Raw genomic sequence first — 15791 nt, 5'->3', positions numbered from 1 at the left:
GCCTTCGTCAAGCATTTTTTTAACAAAAATTTAAAATAAAAAATCCGACCCGTATCGCCGCGATACGGGTCTTAAAATATCTATAGGGATGTCTGTTTTAAATCCAGCAGCTTATGCGCCACAAGCCATCGTTCGGTTTTATTGATGGCCGTCTTGAGCAGCAGCATAATGGGATAAATAAGGAACAGCATGGGCAGCAATACCAGCACCACCTGCCAGTTGGTCGGGTAGAACGGTATTACTACAAAGAAAGTCGGGAAGAACAGCACAGCGCCCACATAGGCGATGGTCATTGCCCAAAACAGGATGGTCCGCTGGACATTGAGGGGCTGGCAGACACCGTAAAGGATAATGAGCCCGGTGACGCCAGTCAGCAGGCAGGCCATGGTGGACAGTTCGCTGACGCTGAAATCCAGTATATTCCCGATAATCATAACCACGACAATATTCACCACGATGGTCAGCGCACCCGGCAGAGCCTTTCTGAGTACAGTCTCCAGAAAATTGCCGGAGAGCCGGTTTTTATTGGGCTCAAGGGCCAGGAAGAAGGACGGGACCCCTATGGTTACTGTGCTGATAAGGGTGAGCTGGATGGGAATAAAAGGATAAGCCTCACTGGCCACAATCACAACGATGGCCAGCAGGAAGGAGTAAATGGTCTTAACCAGGAACAATGATGCCGCGCGGCTGATATTGTTGATGACACGCCGGCCTTCCATGAGTACCTTGGTCAGGCTGGAGAAATTGGAATCCAGCAAAACCAGCTGTGATACCTGGCGGGCAGCGTCGCTCCCCGCGGCCATGGCAATGCTGCAATCCGCATCGCGCAGGGCCAGCACATCATTGACACCGTCACCGGTCATGGCCACTGTATGCCCCGCGGCCTTTAACGCATTGACAAGCACACGCTTCTGACCAGGGGTAACGCGCCCGAAAACCGTATACTTGAGGGCGGCCTCCGCCACCGCCTCATCCGTCTCGAGGGTGGTGGCATCCACACAGTTCTTGGCGTCCATCAGGCCAGCCCGGCAGGCGACCTCCGACACGGTGAGGGGGTTATCCCCAGAGATTACCTTGATGGCAACACCCTGTCCCGCAAAATATTCCAGAGTTTTTTTGGCTTCCTTCCGGATTTTGTCTCCGAGCAGCAGAAAAGCGATGACCTGCACATTATCGGGCAGGCCGCTGTCACCTGTAAAAGGGCTTTCGGAATGGACGAGCACCAGCACACGGTTTCCCTCCGCGGCATAGCCCTCAACCTTGTCGCGATAGGCATTGTAACCATCTTTCAGTACAAATTCCGGGGCGCCGATAACGTAGGTGCCCTGCCCCTCAAAGCTGACGCCGCTCCACTTGCGGGCTGAGGAAAAGGGGACGGTTTTCACAGCCCGCCATTTGGGGGCTTCGCCGTTAAAGCTGTCCTTCAGGGCCTGAAAGGTAGAGTTATCGTCGGTCAGAGTGGCCACCATGGCGCGCAGGGCCTTGGCCGGGTCTTTAGCGTTATTGACCAGGTCGATGGATTTAACTTCCATGCTCCCCTCGGTGATGGTGCCGGTTTTATCCAGACAGAGCACATCGACACGGGCCAGAGTCTCGATGCAGTACAACTCCTGAACTAAGGTCTTGTAATGCCCGAGGCGGATAACGCCCACTGCCAGGGCCACACTTGTCAGAAGCACAAGCCCCTCGGGAATCATACCGATCAGGGCGGCCACAGTGGTGACAATGGCATGATTAATGCCCAAGTTCAGGCCGAAAATCTGCCGCAGCAGAAGCAGCACACCGATGGGTACAATGGTGATACCGATAACTTTCATGATCAGATTTAGCGCACGCATGATTTCTGAATTGGGCTTGCGCATCTGTTTGGCCTGGGCGGCGATTTTGGTGGCATAGTTATCTTCGCCCACCTTATCCACCTGCACATAGGCCTGCCCGGCCACCACAAAGCTGCCGGACAGAAGGGTATCGCCCGCCTTTTTGACAATGGCGTCGGATTCGCCTGTCAGCAGGGATTCATTGACCTCAATTTCACCGCTCAGCACTGTAGAATCCGATGGAATCTGTTTTCCGGAGCTCAGGATAAGAATATCCCCGAGGACAATCTCCTCCACTGTGATCTCCTTCTCCTTCCCCTCCCGCAGTACCCGGACATGGGGCTGAGAAATGAGCGAGAGCTTGTCAATCGTACGTTTAGCCTTGACCTCCTGGATAATACCGATGACGGTATTGATGATCACAATATTGATAAACAGCGCATTTTTATAGGACCCAACCGCAATTACAAGAACCGCCAGCACAATATTGAGTAAATTAAAAAGGGTCAGCGTATTGTCCTTTACGATCTGGCCCACGGTTTTTGTCTGGGATTCAGGCTGCTGATTATTGAGACCCTTTTCTCGAAGCTCAGCTACCTGCTGTTCGGTGAGACCGGTAGCTGACGATGGGTTAAAGGCGTTCATTTCCATTGCGAACCTCTCTTGTTTTGTATTAAGTTAATAGTAACACCCTTTTCTTAAAAGAAAGACAGTTTATAGAGCGCCAGTGCAAATAAAAAACCGCTGAGCCTGTCTCGCAGGCTGAGCGGTATTTTATTATTGTAATTTTTCCCGGACGATCTGATTAACCAATTTTCCGTCGGCCAGTCCTTTGACCTTCGGCATTAACGCACCCATAATTTTGCCCATGTCCTTTGCACTTTCAGCTCCGGTTTCTTTGATGGTTTCGTCAACAATCGCTTCAATTTCTTCTTGAGTTAATTGTTTAGGAAGGTAAGCTTCGATGACTCGCATCTCTGCTTCTGTTTGCGCGATTAGATCATCTCGTTCGGCTTTTTTAAATTCGTCTAAGGCATCCCGACGCTGTTTCATTTGCTTGGCGATGATTTCCTGAATCTCAGCATCGCCCAGCTCAACTTTATTGTCCTTTTCGACCTGAAGAATAGCGGCACGAATCATCGTTACCGTTGATTTTTTAACCGTATCCTTGGCCTTCATGGAAGCCTTTAAGTCAGCTAGCAGTTGTTCCTTTAATGCCAACTAATGCCACATCCTATCTTTTTTTCATTTTTCTTTTTCTGGCAGCTTCTGATTTTCTTTTTCTTTTTACACTTGGTTTTTCATAGTGTTCTCTTTTGCGAATCTCAGACATAACACCTGCCATTGCAGTTTTTCTTTTGAATCTGCGTAATGCGCTTTCAAGTGTTTCATTTTCTTTGATTTTTACTTCAGACATTCTTAACCCCCCCCTCTAATCCATAACTTTATTTACGGAACTTTTTTTGACATGGTATGAGCTAACTTATATTATATTTAAAAACTTTTTAATTGTCAATCCAAAAGTGGGGATTAATCGGGGTTTTTTGTATCTATTTTTTCATAAGAAAAAGCCAGGCTGTCCTGTGGCAGTAAAAAACTTTATAAAAGCCTTTCGATGTCCTTTTCAAGCGCTGCAGGCTCTACCATCGATTCGTACCTGGCAACCACATTGCCGTCTCGGTCGACGAGAAACTTGGTAAAGTTCCACTTAATATCACTCTTCTGCGCGTAATCCGGATCGTCCTTGGACAGGCGTTCGTCAAAGGCCTTGCCCTTTTCGGTGTTTAGGTCAAACCCTCTGAAGCCCTGCTGTTCCTTAAGAAAAACGAAAAGCGGCTCGGCGTTGTCGCCGTTTACCTCGATCTTTGCCATCATCGGGAAGGATACGCCGTAGGTAAGGCGGCAGAAGTTTTCGATCTCTTCATTACTGCCCGGATCCTGGTTGCCGAACTGAGTGCAGGGGAAGCCCAGGATCATAAGTCCCTGGTCCTTATACTTTTCATAAAGGGCTTCGAGACCGTCAAACTGCGGGGTAAAGCCACATTTGCTGGCGGTATTGACCACTAACAGCACCTTGCCCTCGTAATCCTTGAGTTCCTGCTTTCCGCCATCCATTTTTTCAACACTAAAGTCATATATATTTTTCATAAAAAATCACTCCTTTTTATCTGAATATTTCTTATTTACTGTTTATATACCCAAATGCGGGCATAAAAAAAGAGCCTGTCCCAAAAACAAGCTCTGTTAAGTGATTTCTGTTATTCATATTCACCCTCTGTGGCGGCCTAAGAGAAAGACCGCAAGGCCAAGCAGATGAGGGAGCTTATTACAGATCCGCGCAGGACTGCACCGCAGCAATACGGGCTTTGTTGACAGCCGTATTAACCTTAACCTGGCGGCCACTGCATGCTTCTGCCGCCCAGCAGATGGTAATGCAGATGCGGCACGGTCTGTCCGCCGTCTGCACCGCAGTTATTCACCAGTCTGAAACCGCTGTCCGCGATTCCCAGTTTGAGCACCAAACGGTTGGCGACGGTATGGATGTGGCTAATGATGTCATCCCCCGCCGGAACGGATAAAATGGATTCGTAATGTTCCTTGGGAATGATGACCACATGCACTGGCGCCTGGGGGTCGATGTCGTTAAAGGCAAGGACCTGATCATCTTCATACACAACCGTCGATGGGATTTCGCCGTTTATGATTTTACAAAAGATACAATCTTCAGACATAATCTTTCTCCCTTCTAATTCAGGAGCCCCGTCATATGGAACTCTGACTCTTTATATAATAACTCAGTTTCAATAATTTTGCCATTAATTTTTTCGATTGTTTTAAGAACCACAGGAATATAGTTGTCGGTGTGGCCCTCATAGACCCCTTCCCCTTTTGTGCGCTCATAGAGCACAGGAGCGGTTCTGCCCGCGTTGGCCGCGAGGAAGTCCTGCTCGCAGGCCCTGGCCCTCTGGGTCAGGCGGTGGCTTCTCTCAGTCTTGATATCCTCTGGCACCTGGCCGGGGAAGGCCTCAGCCTTTGTGCCTTTGCGCCTTGAGTATTTAAAGACATGCACCTGGTAAAAATGAATCTGCTCTACAAAGGCGAGGGTCCTCTCAAATTCCTCCTCCGTTTCACCGGGGAAACCAACCATAATATCGGTGGTGATGGCCGGATAATCGAAGGCGCGGCGTACCCGCTCTACAATCTGCGCGTACTGGGCGGTGGTGTATTTTCGGCCCATACGGCTTAAAACCGTATCACAGCCGCTCTGCAGCGACAGGTGGAAATGGGGGCAGAAGGCCTTAATCTCAGCCAGCCCCCTCACAAAGTCTTCGGTGAGCAGCAGGGGTTCGAGGGAACCGAGGCGGATACGTTTCACCCCGTCAATCTCACTGACGGCGCGGATCAGGCTCAGAAGGTCCACACCGTCCTCCAGGTCCACACCGTAGGAGGCAATGTGGATACCGGTGAGCACGATCTCCGCGTAGCCGCGCGCCACTACCCGCTTCACCTCATTCAGAACAGCGTCCACCGGACGGCTGCGAACCGGTCCCCTGGCAAATGGGACAATGCAGTAGGTGCAGAACTGGTTACAGCCCTCCTGAACCTTTAAAAAGGCCCGGGTCTTTCCTTTAGTTTCAGTGATGTTCAAATCCTCATAGTGGCGCTCCCGCATAATATCGGAAACAAAATTGTTCTGTGTCTTATCCTTTCGGTAGGCCTCAATGTCGTCCACGATATCGGCCCGGTTTTTGGTACCGATGATCAGGTCCACCTCCTCGATGGCCTGGACCTCGTCGGGGGCTACCTGCACATAGCAGCCCACCGCAACGATCACCGCGTCCGGGTTCATGCGCCTGGCCTTGCGCATCATATTGCGGGACTTCCGGTCACCCAGATGGGTGACGGTGCAGGTGTTGACCACATACACGTCAGCATACTCGGCGAACCCGACAATGCGGTAGCCCGCCTTTTCAAAAATTTCCATCATGGCCTCAGTGTCGTAGGAATTCACCTTACAGCCAAGGGTATGGAAAGCGACAGTCTTGTTGTTCATCTATGTTAAAGCTCCAGTCGTTATTCTAACTTGTGATTTTCAGTCTTCGTAAAAAAAGTTCAGCTGCGCCAGAAGCACCACGCCCGCGGTCTCGGTGCGCAGTATCCGGCGTCCAAGGCTCACGGAATAACCGCCGGCCTCCTCGATCATGGCAACCTCTTCGGGGGCAAAGCCGCCCTCAGGGCCGACGATGACCGCGATTCTTTCCGGATCAAACTCCAGTGAGGAGATCACGCTCTTCAGGCTGTTTTCTTCCTCGCCCTCGTAAGCGATGAGCACCAGGTCATAATTATCCAGCGTGTCCGCCACCGCGGACAGGGTGGTTGCCTCCGCCACATGGGGGACGACGCCGCGTTTGGACTGCTTGGCGGCCTCGTAGGCAACGCGCTGCCAGCGGCGGGTCTTTTTTTCTTCCTTATCACCCAGCTTTACCACGGTGCGCACCGAAGTAAAGGGTACGATGGAGGCTGCCCCGGCCTCAACACATTTTTGAATGACAGACTCCATCTTCTGCCCCTTGGGCACGCCCTGAAACAGGGTTACCCGCAGGCCGTCCGTCTCGCCGCGGGATGGGCGGCTTTCCAGAATACGCCCGGTAAGGCTGTCTTTTCCCACAGTCTCCACCGTCACGATATGGTCAGTGCCGCGGCCGTCGCAGACCTCGATGGCCTCATCGTCTCTCAGGCGCAGCACCCTGGTAATATGCTTGAAATCCTCCCCATCAATGGTGACCTGCCCGTCTTCGATCTGCCCCGGGGATACAAAAAAACGATGCATACCGCAAAACTCCTTTATGCCTTAATCCGGGCGACAACACTGTTCCACTCGCCCATCTGCTCAATGTTCAAAATCTCGAAGTCCTCGTCGTTCAGGGTCTTTAAAACCGCTTCCAGTCGGTCGCCTATAATGCCGGAGGAGATAAACACACCCGCTTCCTTTAAATAGGGCTTAATGATCTGGGCCAGCTCAATAATAGCCTCTGCCAGGATGTTCGCCACAATGATCTCTGCCTTTTCGTCCTCTGCGATGACGTCCAGAAGATTGCCCTCGCGGATTTCAATTTTATCTTCCATATTATTAAGCGCGATATTTTCCCTGGCCACCTTAACCGCCACGGGGTCAAAATCCACGCCAATAACGTGCTTACAGCCCAGTTCTCCGGCGATGATTGAGAGAATGCCTGTACCGCAGCCGATGTCAAGCACCATATCGTCAGGCTTGATGTATTCCTCAAGCTTGGTCACACAGAGCTGGGTAGTCTCATGGGTGCCAGTGCCGAAGGCCATGCCCGGATCCATGTTGACGACGATCTCGTCCGCCTCGGGCGTATAGTCCTCCCAGGTGGGCTTAATGATAATGCTCTTGCCGACACGGGTGGGCTTGTAATATTTCTTCCATGAGTTGGCCCAGTCGTCCTCCTCCACCTCGGTGATGGACAGCTCACACTCACCAGGATTCAGACCGCAGGCAGGCAGTCTTTTAATGCCGGTCAGCAGCTGGTGGATGCATTCGTCACAGTCCAGCTTTTCATTGAAGTAGCCGCGCACAATGGACACATCCGGGTCCATGTTCAGGATACGCTCATCAATGTAGTTGATGGTGGGGTCTTCCTGGATCATCATCAGGTTTTCACCAGATTCGATGACAACACCCTTAGCGCCGACCTCATAAAACAGGTTGACGATTGCCTCCTCTGCTTCCAGCGTCGTCGTGATTTGAACTTCTAACCAAGTCATGTATTACCTCCCAAGTCCTTATTTATCTAAGAATTATTATAATATGCTTCCTCCAAAGAATCTACCATAAGATTTTATTTTAACCGAATTTCCTTTAGAATGGAAGTAAAAATTTAAGAATATGGCGCAAAAGGCCCTCCCGGCTGTTCAATAAAACCCGCACTATTTTGCCCGTTGTAAGTAAAATATCGTTTCAACCTGTAACGGTATTCAGATTAATGCTATAATAAGATTACTATTTATACCCAACAGAAGGAGAGATCGACCATGTCAGAAGAGAAAAAAACACCCCGATCGATACAGGAATACGTTCCTGGCAAACAGGTCACTTTAGCGCATATTATCGCCAAACCAAAAAGCGATGTCTATATTAAATTAGGGCTCGATGACGAAAACTGCGACGCCATCGGCATTTTAACCATTACCCCCAGCGAGGCTGCCATTATCTCGGCCGACGCTGGCACCAAGGCTGCTCCGGTAGAGATCGGCTTCCTTGACCGTTTCAGCGGTTCCCTTGTCATCACAGGGCGTGTCAGTGATGTCAAAGCCGCCGTACAGGAAATTTTAAACACCCTGCATTCCGTTTTGGGCTTCGATATTCCCAAAATCACCTATTCTTAAAAAATGGCGAGTAACCGAAACCGTGTGGCGCTGGTCGGCAAAATCGGCTGCGGCAAAACAACCCTGATGCAGCGCCTTACCCAGCAGGAAATCCACTACGCCAAAACCCAGCAGGTCACCTATACCGAGGATTTTATTGATACACCCGGTGAATTTATTGAGATGCCCTTCTTTTGCAGACAGGCCATCAATGTGTCCTGCGACGCCGGGCTGGTCATTGTGGTAATCTCCAGCGTCGACACCCAGAATACCATTCCGCCCAATTTTGTTTTTACTTTTAACATTCCGGCCATCGGCGTCATCACCAAGATTGACCGTGAGGACGCTGATATGAAAAGAAGCTACCGCTTTATGGACTTTGCCGGTGTGAACAAGAAGAAAATCTATGAGGTCAGCGCCATTACCGGCGAGGGCATTGAGGCGCTTGAGGAAGCCATTCACAGCTATATGGACAAGCACCGGAGTAAAAAATAAAACAGAAAAACATCTTTCAAAGGGTATCGTGGCGGTACCCTTTGATTCGATTACCTCTATAAAAGGAAGTGATGATATGTCCCAGGAAGCAATCCCCTACTGGACCGACGACTATCTGACCGAGGATCAGGTAGCCGCCTATCTGAAAGATAAAGACCTTTATCCGCAGGATGCCGAGCTCGTGGTGGAGGATCTCCACGCTATCAAGGAAAGCATTGACGGATATGTAAACCTTATATACCATATTTATGACCAAAACGGCAAATCCATGGTGCTCAAGCAGATTGTGGGCGAGCCCAGGAGCAAGATGGACGAAGCCGCCGGCAGCAAAAACAGCAAATACATGCATGACTGGAGTCTGGATATCGGGCGGCTCCGCTCCGAAATCTCAGTTCTGATTTTCTGGGATTCGGTGTACCCGGGCATCTGCCCCAAAATCTACCTTTTCGACGAGCCCCGCGGCATCATCGTCATGGAAGACCTGACCGACCACAGCCTGCTGCGCTATGAGCACTGCCGTATGAAGGAGCACCCCGAATTTCCGGAAAAGATCGGCCGCTTTATGGCCCGGAACCTTTTCTACTCCTCAGACCTGCACCTGACCCGCTACAAAAAACAGGAGCTCGAAAAGTTTTTTGAGAATCCGGAATACACTGCTCTCGATTTCTTTTTGTTTGCCGACTGCACTATCGTATCCGACAACCGGTACATGCCCGAGGCCACCTGGCCCCTGCGCAAGGCCATCATCGAAAACGAAAAGATTCAGGGCATGATACGCCAGATGCGCCACCAGTTCCTGACCGACAAAGAGTGTCTGATCCACACCGATCTGCACGCCTCCAATATTATGATTAACGACCAAAGCATGAAGATCATCGATACTGAGTTCGCGGGCTTCGGGCCAATCGCTCAAGACTGGGGACGGCTCATTGCCAGTTTCTGTCTCAATTTCTTCTCCTGGTACGGCGACCATGACCATACCGAGGGCGAGAAGGCTGTTTTCAGGGCTTACCTGCTGGATGCCATCAACACCATGTACCAGTGCTTTGAGGAAGAATTCCGGGCATTGTGCAGCAAAAACCGGAGCGACAGCTACCGTCTCCGCAGCCTGGACGTGGACGCCTACCTGCTGTCCCATTTTCAGGATACGCTGCTGTACACCGCACTCAACGCCGCCTCCCGCATCGGCGACCGCGGCATTTGCTACGATCTCGAGCGGCTGAAAACACCAGACCGCATCTACCCTGAGCAGCTGGTGCTGCTCATGACCATTGAGCTGTTTTTAAACCGCGGCGCTTACAGAAAAATCACCGACCTGACCGACTACCTGCGGGGAATGGCAGGAAAGCACCCGGCCGAAGCCTTTAAGGAGGCATAACCATGGAACCTCTGAACCGAGACACCATCAAGGATTATCTGATCCAGAAAAAAATCTTTCCTGAAAACGCGCTTCTCAACGTTATCGACCTCCATGAGGAGATCCAGAATATTGAAGGCTATGTCAACCTGATCTTTGCGGTCAGGGACCTGAACAGCAACTGCTCCGTTGTGGTCAAGCAGCTGCTGCCCTACATCCGCGCCTTTAAGGAGGCCGACGGCGGCGACCACCCGGTGCTCATGGAACGCCTGCGCACCGAGATCGCAGTGCTCACCTTTATGGGAACCCTCTACGAGGATATCGCCCCGGACATCTACCTTTTTGACGAGGCCGCAGGTGTCATTGTCATGGAAGACCTCATGGATCTTGAGCTGCTGCGCTTCGAGCTGACCGCGGGTGTCACCTACCCCGATGTTGGCAAAAAAATGGGTATTTTTCTGGCCCTGCTGTTCTTCCACACCTCCGACCTTTTGATGACCGGCCGCAAGCTTGAGGGTGTGAAGCACTTTTTTTACAACGATGAATCCAAACGGCTGTATGATATCCTGTTTGTGAACAATGTCCTGCTCAGCGCCGAAAAGCCTCTGGAGCCCGAGGCCGAGGACACCCGGAAGCGTATCCTGTCCAATGAAAAAATTCAGGCGCGCGTCCGGGCTCTGGGTTATAAATACCTGAATAATGACGAATGTCTGATCCACAACGATCTCCACAGCTCCAACATCATGGTAGGGCCAGACAAAGTCAAGATTATTGACACAGAATTTTCCGGCTATGGGCCAAAGGCCATTGACATCGGCCGCCTGACCGGCAGCATGATCATCAACTATGTGTCCTGGCTGGGCTATAAGGCCGTATCTGAGGACAAGCGCCTGGCCATGCAGGCCTATGATCTGGATTTTATATCGGACATGTACCAGAGCTTTAACCGTACCATGGCAAAGCTCTGGTCTGAAAACCGCGAGGTCAGCTACCGGCTGAAGGTTCTGAGCTGTCAGGATGTCTGCGACAGCATCTTTCAGGATGCCCTGCAGTACGCGGTTATCAGCCTGATTACCCGCATCTCCTCTGATATGGCCCTGACCTGTGATCTCAAGCGTATTGAAAAGCGCGAACTCGGCTTTATCCAGAAGCGCTCCCTTGAGATCGCGGAGTACACGCTGCTCATGACCGATACCTTCCACAGCATCGACGAATTCAACACGTTCCTGCGCTGCTGCGCAGGCATCGAACAGCAATAAAAAAGCAACCCGTATCGCAGCGATACGGGTTGCTTTTTTATAAATCATTCATTATTCGCCGGGCGCCTACTCTCCTGTCGCAGCCTGATAGGCTTCGCTCCCAATATCGCCCCAGTCTTTTTTGCCCGAGGCGATGACCTCCCCGGTATCCCGGACCACAGCGTACATATCGAGGATGGATGTGTCCACCGCGTGGCGCTCCTCCCCTCTCTGCTCGTAGGTAACCTGCTCAAGAACCGCCAGGTCGCAGGCGTCGTTCTGAGACTTCCGATCATAGACCAGCATCAGGCGCACCAGGCGTCCCTCGTCATCAGTGGATTCCCTGAGGATGAGCTGCTCATTTCCCTTGGCGTCTTCAGTCCAGCTACGGCTCATGCCCTCCTGGCCTTCAAATTCTGCGTGATAAATTTGATCCAACACATCACTGTGGGTGAATGATCCTGCGCTGGGCGCTGGCGCTTCTGCCTGGCAGCCGGCGAATAAAAACAGAGCCGCAGCGGCGGCTGTGGCAGCCATAAGCCCTCGGATTAAAATCTTATTTTTCATTTTTTGCTCCTCGATCTTTGTCGAATACTTTATCACAATTTCCTTTATGCTGCCTTTTTACACCTCTACATGAATATAGCCGCTGGCGTAATAGGGCAGGACGTTCATACCCAGCTCTTTGGCAGTCTGGGCCAGATCGCCCACAGCCACACCTGGGCAGTACAGGTCCGCGGCGTCGCCCCGCTTGTGAAAGGACCATGCCACACCACCTACCTCCGTGTTTCGGCCCTCACACCGTACGCCGGAGGTGATGATGACAGGACGCCCGCAGTACTGGCGCAGGACTTCGATTCTGTCGAGCAGCGCAGGGTTCATCCGGGCCGGCCAACCGTCACAGAGGCCGGCACAATCACATCGGTATTCTGCCATCTCGAAATGGGCGCTGGCCATTTCCGGCGCTGGCGCCTCCGGTAGAGATTCGGCGCCAGGGCTTCCATGCTCCTGCGCTGGAGACTCAGGCTCTTGCGCAGTCTGCTGTGGGCCCGGCTGGGCGATTTCTGACTGCGGCGGCAAAACACTTTCTCCCGGCATCACGCCGAAGATAAATACCAGGCCGGCGCTCCCGGCGGCCAAAAAAATCCAGAGGGCAGTCTTTTTATATTTCATTCTCTCTCCTTTTATCTCAATCAAAAACGGGCAGGCTGTCTCCTGCCTGCCCGTCAAAATACCTGGGGTTCCCTTTGCTATTCTGTCTCCAGAGGGACATCGGTTTTTGTGGTTTCGATCTTGACGGCGTTTGTGGCCTTGACCAAAGCAAAGCCTTCGGGCTCAAAAACGCCCTCGTCCAAAATGCCCTGAGCGCCTGTCTTGATCTGCTCGTCGGTGATGCCTTCCAGGTAATCCGGAACGCTCACACTGTAGCTTTTGCCGTCGCTGCGTTCAAAATACAATACCAAATCCTTACTTGTTTCTGCTGACATCTGTTTCTTCCTCTCTTTCCTGAATTAAATGCTTAAGCGTTTTCTACCAGATCATCGGTGGTAACCCGCATACAGCCCTCCCCGATGGGTTCCTGTAATCCCTTGATATGCTTGTAGGTCGCGTAGAGCGCCTCATCCGTGGCGGCGGGTTTGACGTCGCCATAGGTTTTTGTCTTCTTCACGATCTTTCCCTTTTGCTCTCCATAATTGGAGACCACCTTCAGCGCCACTGCTTTTGTGTACTTTACAACTGCCATTTGCTAACCTCACTTTCTGTCCCGCTTTTGGGGTACGCTTATATATCCGGAAAAAGAGTCGTGGGTCACATACGTTTCAAAATATTTTTTCGTCCTCCATTATCGCCTTAAGCCGCCGCAGCCCCCGGTGTATCCGCATTTTAACCGCTGACGTGCTGAGCTGGCATTCCACCGCGATGTCCTTCTGGCTCTGGCCTTCCAGGTAATAGGCTATGATAGCTCTGCGCTGGCCGCCAGGCAATTGCCCCAGGGCCCACGCTAGCTTTTCCAGACGCCTTTTTCTTTCGCGCTCCTCATGGTAGGCCTGGATAGGCTGTATGGGGTCAGGCACCAGCTGCCCCAAAGAGCTTCCATCCTCCGCGGCCGGGGAATCCAACGATACCGCCGGGCTTACTGACCGGTCAAAGCGGCCCTCACGCCGTTTTCTGAAATAAAAATCAAGACAGCTCCGGATATAGCCTGGGAAAAGGTGGTTGATCTCCGGGTCATAGCGCCGCACTGCTTCCAAAAACGCGGCTGTTCCGTCCTGATAAGCGTCCTCAAAACTCCCCTCTTCCAAACAACTGCCAGCCATTTTCAGAATAAGGGGCCGGAAGCTCTGGAGCAGCAGCTCCGCGGCCCGTTTGTCTCCCTTTTGAGCCTCTGCGGCCCAGGTGTTAATCAGCTCGTAATTTTGGTCCTCCAATCACAACTCCTTTCTCAATCCTCACGGACGCCGCGCAAAGTAAGCACCAGCTCGGGATGATGATACTGGACTGCCTCACAGTATTCATTAAACTGATCCTCTGCCTCCTCCTCGTCTCTTGCCCAGAGCTCCAGCTCCAAGTCGCAGTCCGCCCGGACGGTGTAAGGGCGTTTTCGCCGCAGGATTGCCCTGCCGCTGCCTAAACGGTTCATATCAAACCTCCTTTCTTTTCTCTCAGAGCCCACTCTGCGTTAAAGCGGGCCACGTCGTTATCAGGGTATTCTGCCCGGACAGCGGCCTTCTCCGCATCGGTCAGCGGGGGCAGAAGATTGAAGCCCATGATGTTGTCTCCGCCGCCCTGAGTAGAACCATATAGAGAAGACGCTTTATGATTTATAGTATTTATGAATGGTGCAGTCTCTGGTGCGTCATCGGTGCGGGTCTGCGTCCACACCATGGTGCGGGCTCCACTCTTTTCAGCAGTCACCCATATCTGGGCAAGTCCCGGATCAAAGGGGATCAGGCGGTAATCTCCTGCCTCCTGCCCAGCGTGCGGGGTATAGTCGATGCGGCCGCGCTTAACCAGGTGTCTGCGCTGGTGATTGATTTTGAAACGGTCCTTGAGGCCAAGGGCCTGTCCTACCACCGAGTTGGCCGCCCGGAAGGTTACAGGCCAGTACCAGCGGCCGTCCTCTGCCAGAATGGCAGCCTTGTTGTTATAGTACATGAGCAGATGCCAGTAAGCCTGAAGGAGCGGGGTGAGCGGATGCTCCGCCATCCACCTGTAAAAAGCCAGAAGCTCGGTCAGGTAGTTCATCGTCCGCTCTCCCCGGCATCCGGACAAAGCCGCTCCGCGAAATAGCGCTGTCCCTTCGGGGTCACCATGGGCTTCTGGTAAAGATGCCAGCGCCCGTATTTGTCTCGGACACTGTTTTCCCGCAGGACGAGCACGCCCAGATTCACAGCCTTCTGGGTTGGCTGGTTCCAGAAGCAGGCGCGGCGGCACAGGTAGCCCTGCTCCCTCAGCCAGGCGTACAGGCGGTTCTGCCCCATGCTCTTTTTGTTTTCCCTAAAAACGAGCTTGGCCATGGCTCCCACGCTGATACAGTCCCCGGCCACCTGGATGGTCTGGCCAAACAGGGCGTCGGGCAGGATTCTCTGGTAATCGGCCTGGGCTGTTTTCAGCTGATGTTCCATGACGTCGCAGCGGCGGAACATACGCTCAAGGTTCCCGCACAGAATTTCGATACACCGGGGATCCTTTTTCAGGTTCTCCAGCTGCCCGGGGTCGATGTAGGCACCGTAGTGGAGGATGGCGGGCAGGATCACGCTGGTCACATAGTGGCGGAAACGGCGGGCTTTATCCTGACGGCTTGCCAGAATGAGGGCAAAAAGGCCGCTCTCGTTAATGACCAGGGTTCTGCGTCGACGTCCGTATTTATCGAGAACCTCCTGGAACAGCACATCCTCGGGCTCCACATGGCGCTTGACGGCCTGGCGGTGGTTCTGGTAGTCCATGGCTTCACAGACGTCCTTCGCCACAAAATAGACGGTGGGTGAAGACTCCAATTCGCCTCCCGGGCGGACAAGGGTACGCACGCTCGCAAACTCTTCACTCTCAAAGACCTTCTGTATCAGGCAGCTTTCGGCGGTTTGATTTTTGTTTGTGTTCTGCATTGTAAAGTTCCTTTCGGAACACCGGTGTTCATTTGTTTTTTAAGCTTGACCCTATGATACCGCATTCGAAAAATTCCTGCTTTTTGCAAAACAGCCAGACAATGCCAAAAACAGGCTTTTTTAAGTAAAATAAACTTCCAAAAAGCTAAAAAAGCCCCTGAATGAAAAATTTTGAGCTTAATTTAATCTTTTTCAGAATCGCGGACAAATGCGGCAGGGATTTGAAAGCATCAAAAAAACGCCTCTGGGGCGTCATTGCTTCCGGGTATGAATTATCGGCCGAACAGGGATGCCACCCCTGTGGCACTAGTATGGTTAATCTTGCCCCGGAAATGGGGGGCACCTCACTGTTTCTTTTTTCTTTTACTACAGCACCATCGCCTTTTCT

The 15791-nt window shown here is 52.0% G+C and carries 20 protein-coding genes; 4 read left to right on the top strand and 16 right to left on the bottom strand.

The features are described 5' to 3' along the window. Window positions 1–80 precede the first annotated feature (80 nt). The 8 genes from DW091_RS11825 to prmA form a co-directional block, all read right to left on the bottom strand. Entirely contained in the window at window positions 81–2468 is a 2388-nt protein-coding gene (locus tag DW091_RS11825) for a cation-translocating P-type ATPase (protein ID WP_118518238.1), read from the bottom strand. A gap of 126 nt (window positions 2469–2594) precedes the next feature. Then, window positions 2595–3038: a GatB/YqeY domain-containing protein gene (locus DW091_RS11820; protein WP_013379248.1), complete on the bottom strand. Its 444-nt coding sequence runs from the start codon at window positions 3036–3038 to the stop codon at window positions 2595–2597. Between the two features lie 13 nt (window positions 3039–3051). Next, on the bottom strand, window positions 3052–3234 hold the full coding sequence (rpsU, locus tag DW091_RS11815; protein WP_013379247.1) for a 30S ribosomal protein S21: 183 nt from the start codon (window positions 3232–3234) through the stop codon (window positions 3052–3054). Window positions 3235–3416: 182 nt separating this feature from the next. Next, window positions 3417–3965 carry a glutathione peroxidase gene (locus DW091_RS11810; RefSeq protein WP_058695640.1) on the bottom strand — a complete coding sequence of 183 codons (549 nt, stop codon included), beginning with the start codon at window positions 3963–3965 and terminating at the stop codon, window positions 3417–3419. A 239-nt stretch (window positions 3966–4204) separates the two neighbouring features. Continuing rightward, window positions 4205–4549 (bottom strand): histidine triad nucleotide-binding protein, encoded by a 345-nt coding sequence (locus DW091_RS11805; RefSeq protein WP_058695641.1) that lies wholly within the window; start codon window positions 4547–4549, stop codon window positions 4205–4207. Between the two features lie 14 nt (window positions 4550–4563). Continuing rightward, window positions 4564–5871, bottom strand: a complete 1308-nt coding sequence (gene mtaB, locus DW091_RS11800; RefSeq protein WP_074617684.1) for a tRNA (N(6)-L-threonylcarbamoyladenosine(37)-C(2))-methylthiotransferase MtaB — start codon at window positions 5869–5871, stop codon at window positions 4564–4566. A gap of 39 nt (window positions 5872–5910) precedes the next feature. Beyond that, window positions 5911–6648 carry a 16S rRNA (uracil(1498)-N(3))-methyltransferase gene (locus DW091_RS11795; RefSeq protein WP_118518237.1) on the bottom strand — a complete coding sequence of 246 codons (738 nt, stop codon included), beginning with the start codon at window positions 6646–6648 and terminating at the stop codon, window positions 5911–5913. Window positions 6649–6662: 14 nt separating this feature from the next. Further along, the gene (gene prmA, locus DW091_RS11790; RefSeq protein ID WP_058695643.1) at window positions 6663–7607 is read right to left on the bottom strand and encodes a 50S ribosomal protein L11 methyltransferase; all 945 of its coding nucleotides are present in this window, start codon (window positions 7605–7607) and stop codon (window positions 6663–6665) included. A 267-nt stretch (window positions 7608–7874) separates the two neighbouring features. On the opposite strand from prmA, the gene DW091_RS11785 reads away from it, so the two are divergent. The 4 genes from DW091_RS11785 (at window position 7875) to DW091_RS11770 (ending at window position 11318) form a co-directional block, all read left to right on the top strand. Further along, entirely contained in the window at window positions 7875–8228 is a 354-nt protein-coding gene (locus DW091_RS11785) for a BMC domain-containing protein (protein ID WP_013379239.1), read from the top strand. A 3-nt stretch (window positions 8229–8231) separates the two neighbouring features. After that, entirely contained in the window at window positions 8232–8702 is a 471-nt protein-coding gene (locus tag DW091_RS11780) for a EutP/PduV family microcompartment system protein (RefSeq protein WP_074617682.1), read from the top strand. Window positions 8703–8778: 76 nt separating this feature from the next. Beyond that, window positions 8779–10080, top strand: a complete 1302-nt coding sequence (locus tag DW091_RS11775; RefSeq protein ID WP_058695645.1) for a phosphotransferase — start codon at window positions 8779–8781, stop codon at window positions 10078–10080. Between the two features lie 2 nt (window positions 10081–10082). Beyond that, window positions 10083–11318 (top strand): phosphotransferase, encoded by a 1236-nt coding sequence (locus DW091_RS11770; RefSeq protein ID WP_118518236.1) that lies wholly within the window; start codon window positions 10083–10085, stop codon window positions 11316–11318. Between the two features lie 66 nt (window positions 11319–11384). On the opposite strand, the gene DW091_RS11765 is transcribed toward DW091_RS11770, so the two are convergent. The 8 genes from DW091_RS11765 to DW091_RS11730 form a co-directional block, all read right to left on the bottom strand. Then, a complete protein-coding gene (locus DW091_RS11765) occupies window positions 11385–11864 on the bottom strand; it encodes a hypothetical protein (RefSeq protein ID WP_118518235.1) in 480 nt (159 codons plus the stop codon). A gap of 57 nt (window positions 11865–11921) precedes the next feature. Beyond that, window positions 11922–12470 carry a D-Ala-D-Ala carboxypeptidase family metallohydrolase gene (locus DW091_RS11760; protein WP_118518234.1) on the bottom strand — a complete coding sequence of 183 codons (549 nt, stop codon included), beginning with the start codon at window positions 12468–12470 and terminating at the stop codon, window positions 11922–11924. Window positions 12471–12547: 77 nt separating this feature from the next. Beyond that, window positions 12548–12784 (bottom strand): DUF2922 domain-containing protein, encoded by a 237-nt coding sequence (locus DW091_RS11755; RefSeq protein ID WP_058695649.1) that lies wholly within the window; start codon window positions 12782–12784, stop codon window positions 12548–12550. 32 nt (window positions 12785–12816) lie between these two features. Continuing rightward, window positions 12817–13041: a DUF1659 domain-containing protein gene (locus tag DW091_RS11750; RefSeq protein WP_038352148.1), complete on the bottom strand. Its 225-nt coding sequence runs from the start codon at window positions 13039–13041 to the stop codon at window positions 12817–12819. A 76-nt stretch (window positions 13042–13117) separates the two neighbouring features. Beyond that, entirely contained in the window at window positions 13118–13726 is a 609-nt protein-coding gene (locus DW091_RS11745; protein ID WP_118518233.1) for a sigma-70 family RNA polymerase sigma factor, read from the bottom strand. Between the two features lie 14 nt (window positions 13727–13740). Next, complete coding sequence (locus DW091_RS11740; RefSeq protein ID WP_058695652.1) at window positions 13741–13938, bottom strand: hypothetical protein; 198 nt, start codon at window positions 13936–13938, stop codon at window positions 13741–13743. Continuing rightward, window positions 13935–14543, bottom strand: a complete 609-nt coding sequence (locus tag DW091_RS11735; RefSeq protein ID WP_058695653.1) for a hypothetical protein — start codon at window positions 14541–14543, stop codon at window positions 13935–13937. Before DW091_RS11735 ends, DW091_RS11740 begins: the two co-directional genes overlap by 4 nt. Next, window positions 14540–15403, bottom strand: a complete 864-nt coding sequence (locus tag DW091_RS11730) for a phage antirepressor KilAC domain-containing protein (RefSeq protein WP_074617676.1) — start codon at window positions 15401–15403, stop codon at window positions 14540–14542. Before DW091_RS11730 ends, DW091_RS11735 begins: the two co-directional genes overlap by 4 nt. Window positions 15404–15791 lie beyond the last annotated feature (388 nt).

Source organism: Eubacterium sp. AM05-23 (genome assembly GCF_003477535.1).
In the GTDB taxonomy this organism is placed as follows: Bacteria; Bacillota; Clostridia; order Eubacteriales; family Eubacteriaceae; genus Eubacterium; species Eubacterium maltosivorans.
This window is presented reverse-complemented; position numbering and strand designations above follow the sequence as displayed.

Coding starts and splice junctions, on each gene's coding strand:
- DW091_RS11760 (WP_118518234.1), bottom strand. CDS start 12,470: ATGAAATATAAAAAGACTGCCCTCTGGATTTTTTTGGCCGCCGGGAGC.
- DW091_RS11765 (WP_118518235.1), bottom strand. CDS start 11,864: ATGAAAAATAAGATTTTAATCCGAGGGCTTATGGCTGCCACAGCCGCC.
- DW091_RS11750 (WP_038352148.1), bottom strand. CDS start 13,041: ATGGCAGTTGTAAAGTACACAAAAGCAGTGGCGCTGAAGGTGGTCTCC.
- DW091_RS11825 (WP_118518238.1), bottom strand. CDS start 2,468: ATGGAAATGAACGCCTTTAACCCATCGTCAGCTACCGGTCTCACCGAA.
- mtaB (WP_074617684.1), bottom strand. CDS start 5,871: ATGAACAACAAGACTGTCGCTTTCCATACCCTTGGCTGTAAGGTGAAT.
- rpsU (WP_013379247.1), bottom strand. CDS start 3,234: ATGTCTGAAGTAAAAATCAAAGAAAATGAAACACTTGAAAGCGCATTA.
- prmA (WP_058695643.1), bottom strand. CDS start 7,607: ATGACTTGGTTAGAAGTTCAAATCACGACGACGCTGGAAGCAGAGGAG.
- DW091_RS11775 (WP_058695645.1), top strand. CDS start 8,779: ATGTCCCAGGAAGCAATCCCCTACTGGACCGACGACTATCTGACCGAG.
- DW091_RS11770 (WP_118518236.1), top strand. CDS start 10,083: ATGGAACCTCTGAACCGAGACACCATCAAGGATTATCTGATCCAGAAA.
- DW091_RS11730 (WP_074617676.1), bottom strand. CDS start 15,403: ATGCAGAACACAAACAAAAATCAAACCGCCGAAAGCTGCCTGATACAG.
- DW091_RS11740 (WP_058695652.1), bottom strand. CDS start 13,938: ATGAACCGTTTAGGCAGCGGCAGGGCAATCCTGCGGCGAAAACGCCCT.
- DW091_RS11735 (WP_058695653.1), bottom strand. CDS start 14,543: ATGAACTACCTGACCGAGCTTCTGGCTTTTTACAGGTGGATGGCGGAG.
- DW091_RS11805 (WP_058695641.1), bottom strand. CDS start 4,549: ATGTCTGAAGATTGTATCTTTTGTAAAATCATAAACGGCGAAATCCCA.
- DW091_RS11755 (WP_058695649.1), bottom strand. CDS start 12,784: ATGTCAGCAGAAACAAGTAAGGATTTGGTATTGTATTTTGAACGCAGC.
- DW091_RS11780 (WP_074617682.1), top strand. CDS start 8,232: ATGGCGAGTAACCGAAACCGTGTGGCGCTGGTCGGCAAAATCGGCTGC.
- DW091_RS11795 (WP_118518237.1), bottom strand. CDS start 6,648: ATGCATCGTTTTTTTGTATCCCCGGGGCAGATCGAAGACGGGCAGGTC.
- DW091_RS11810 (WP_058695640.1), bottom strand. CDS start 3,965: ATGAAAAATATATATGACTTTAGTGTTGAAAAAATGGATGGCGGAAAG.
- DW091_RS11785 (WP_013379239.1), top strand. CDS start 7,875: ATGTCAGAAGAGAAAAAAACACCCCGATCGATACAGGAATACGTTCCT.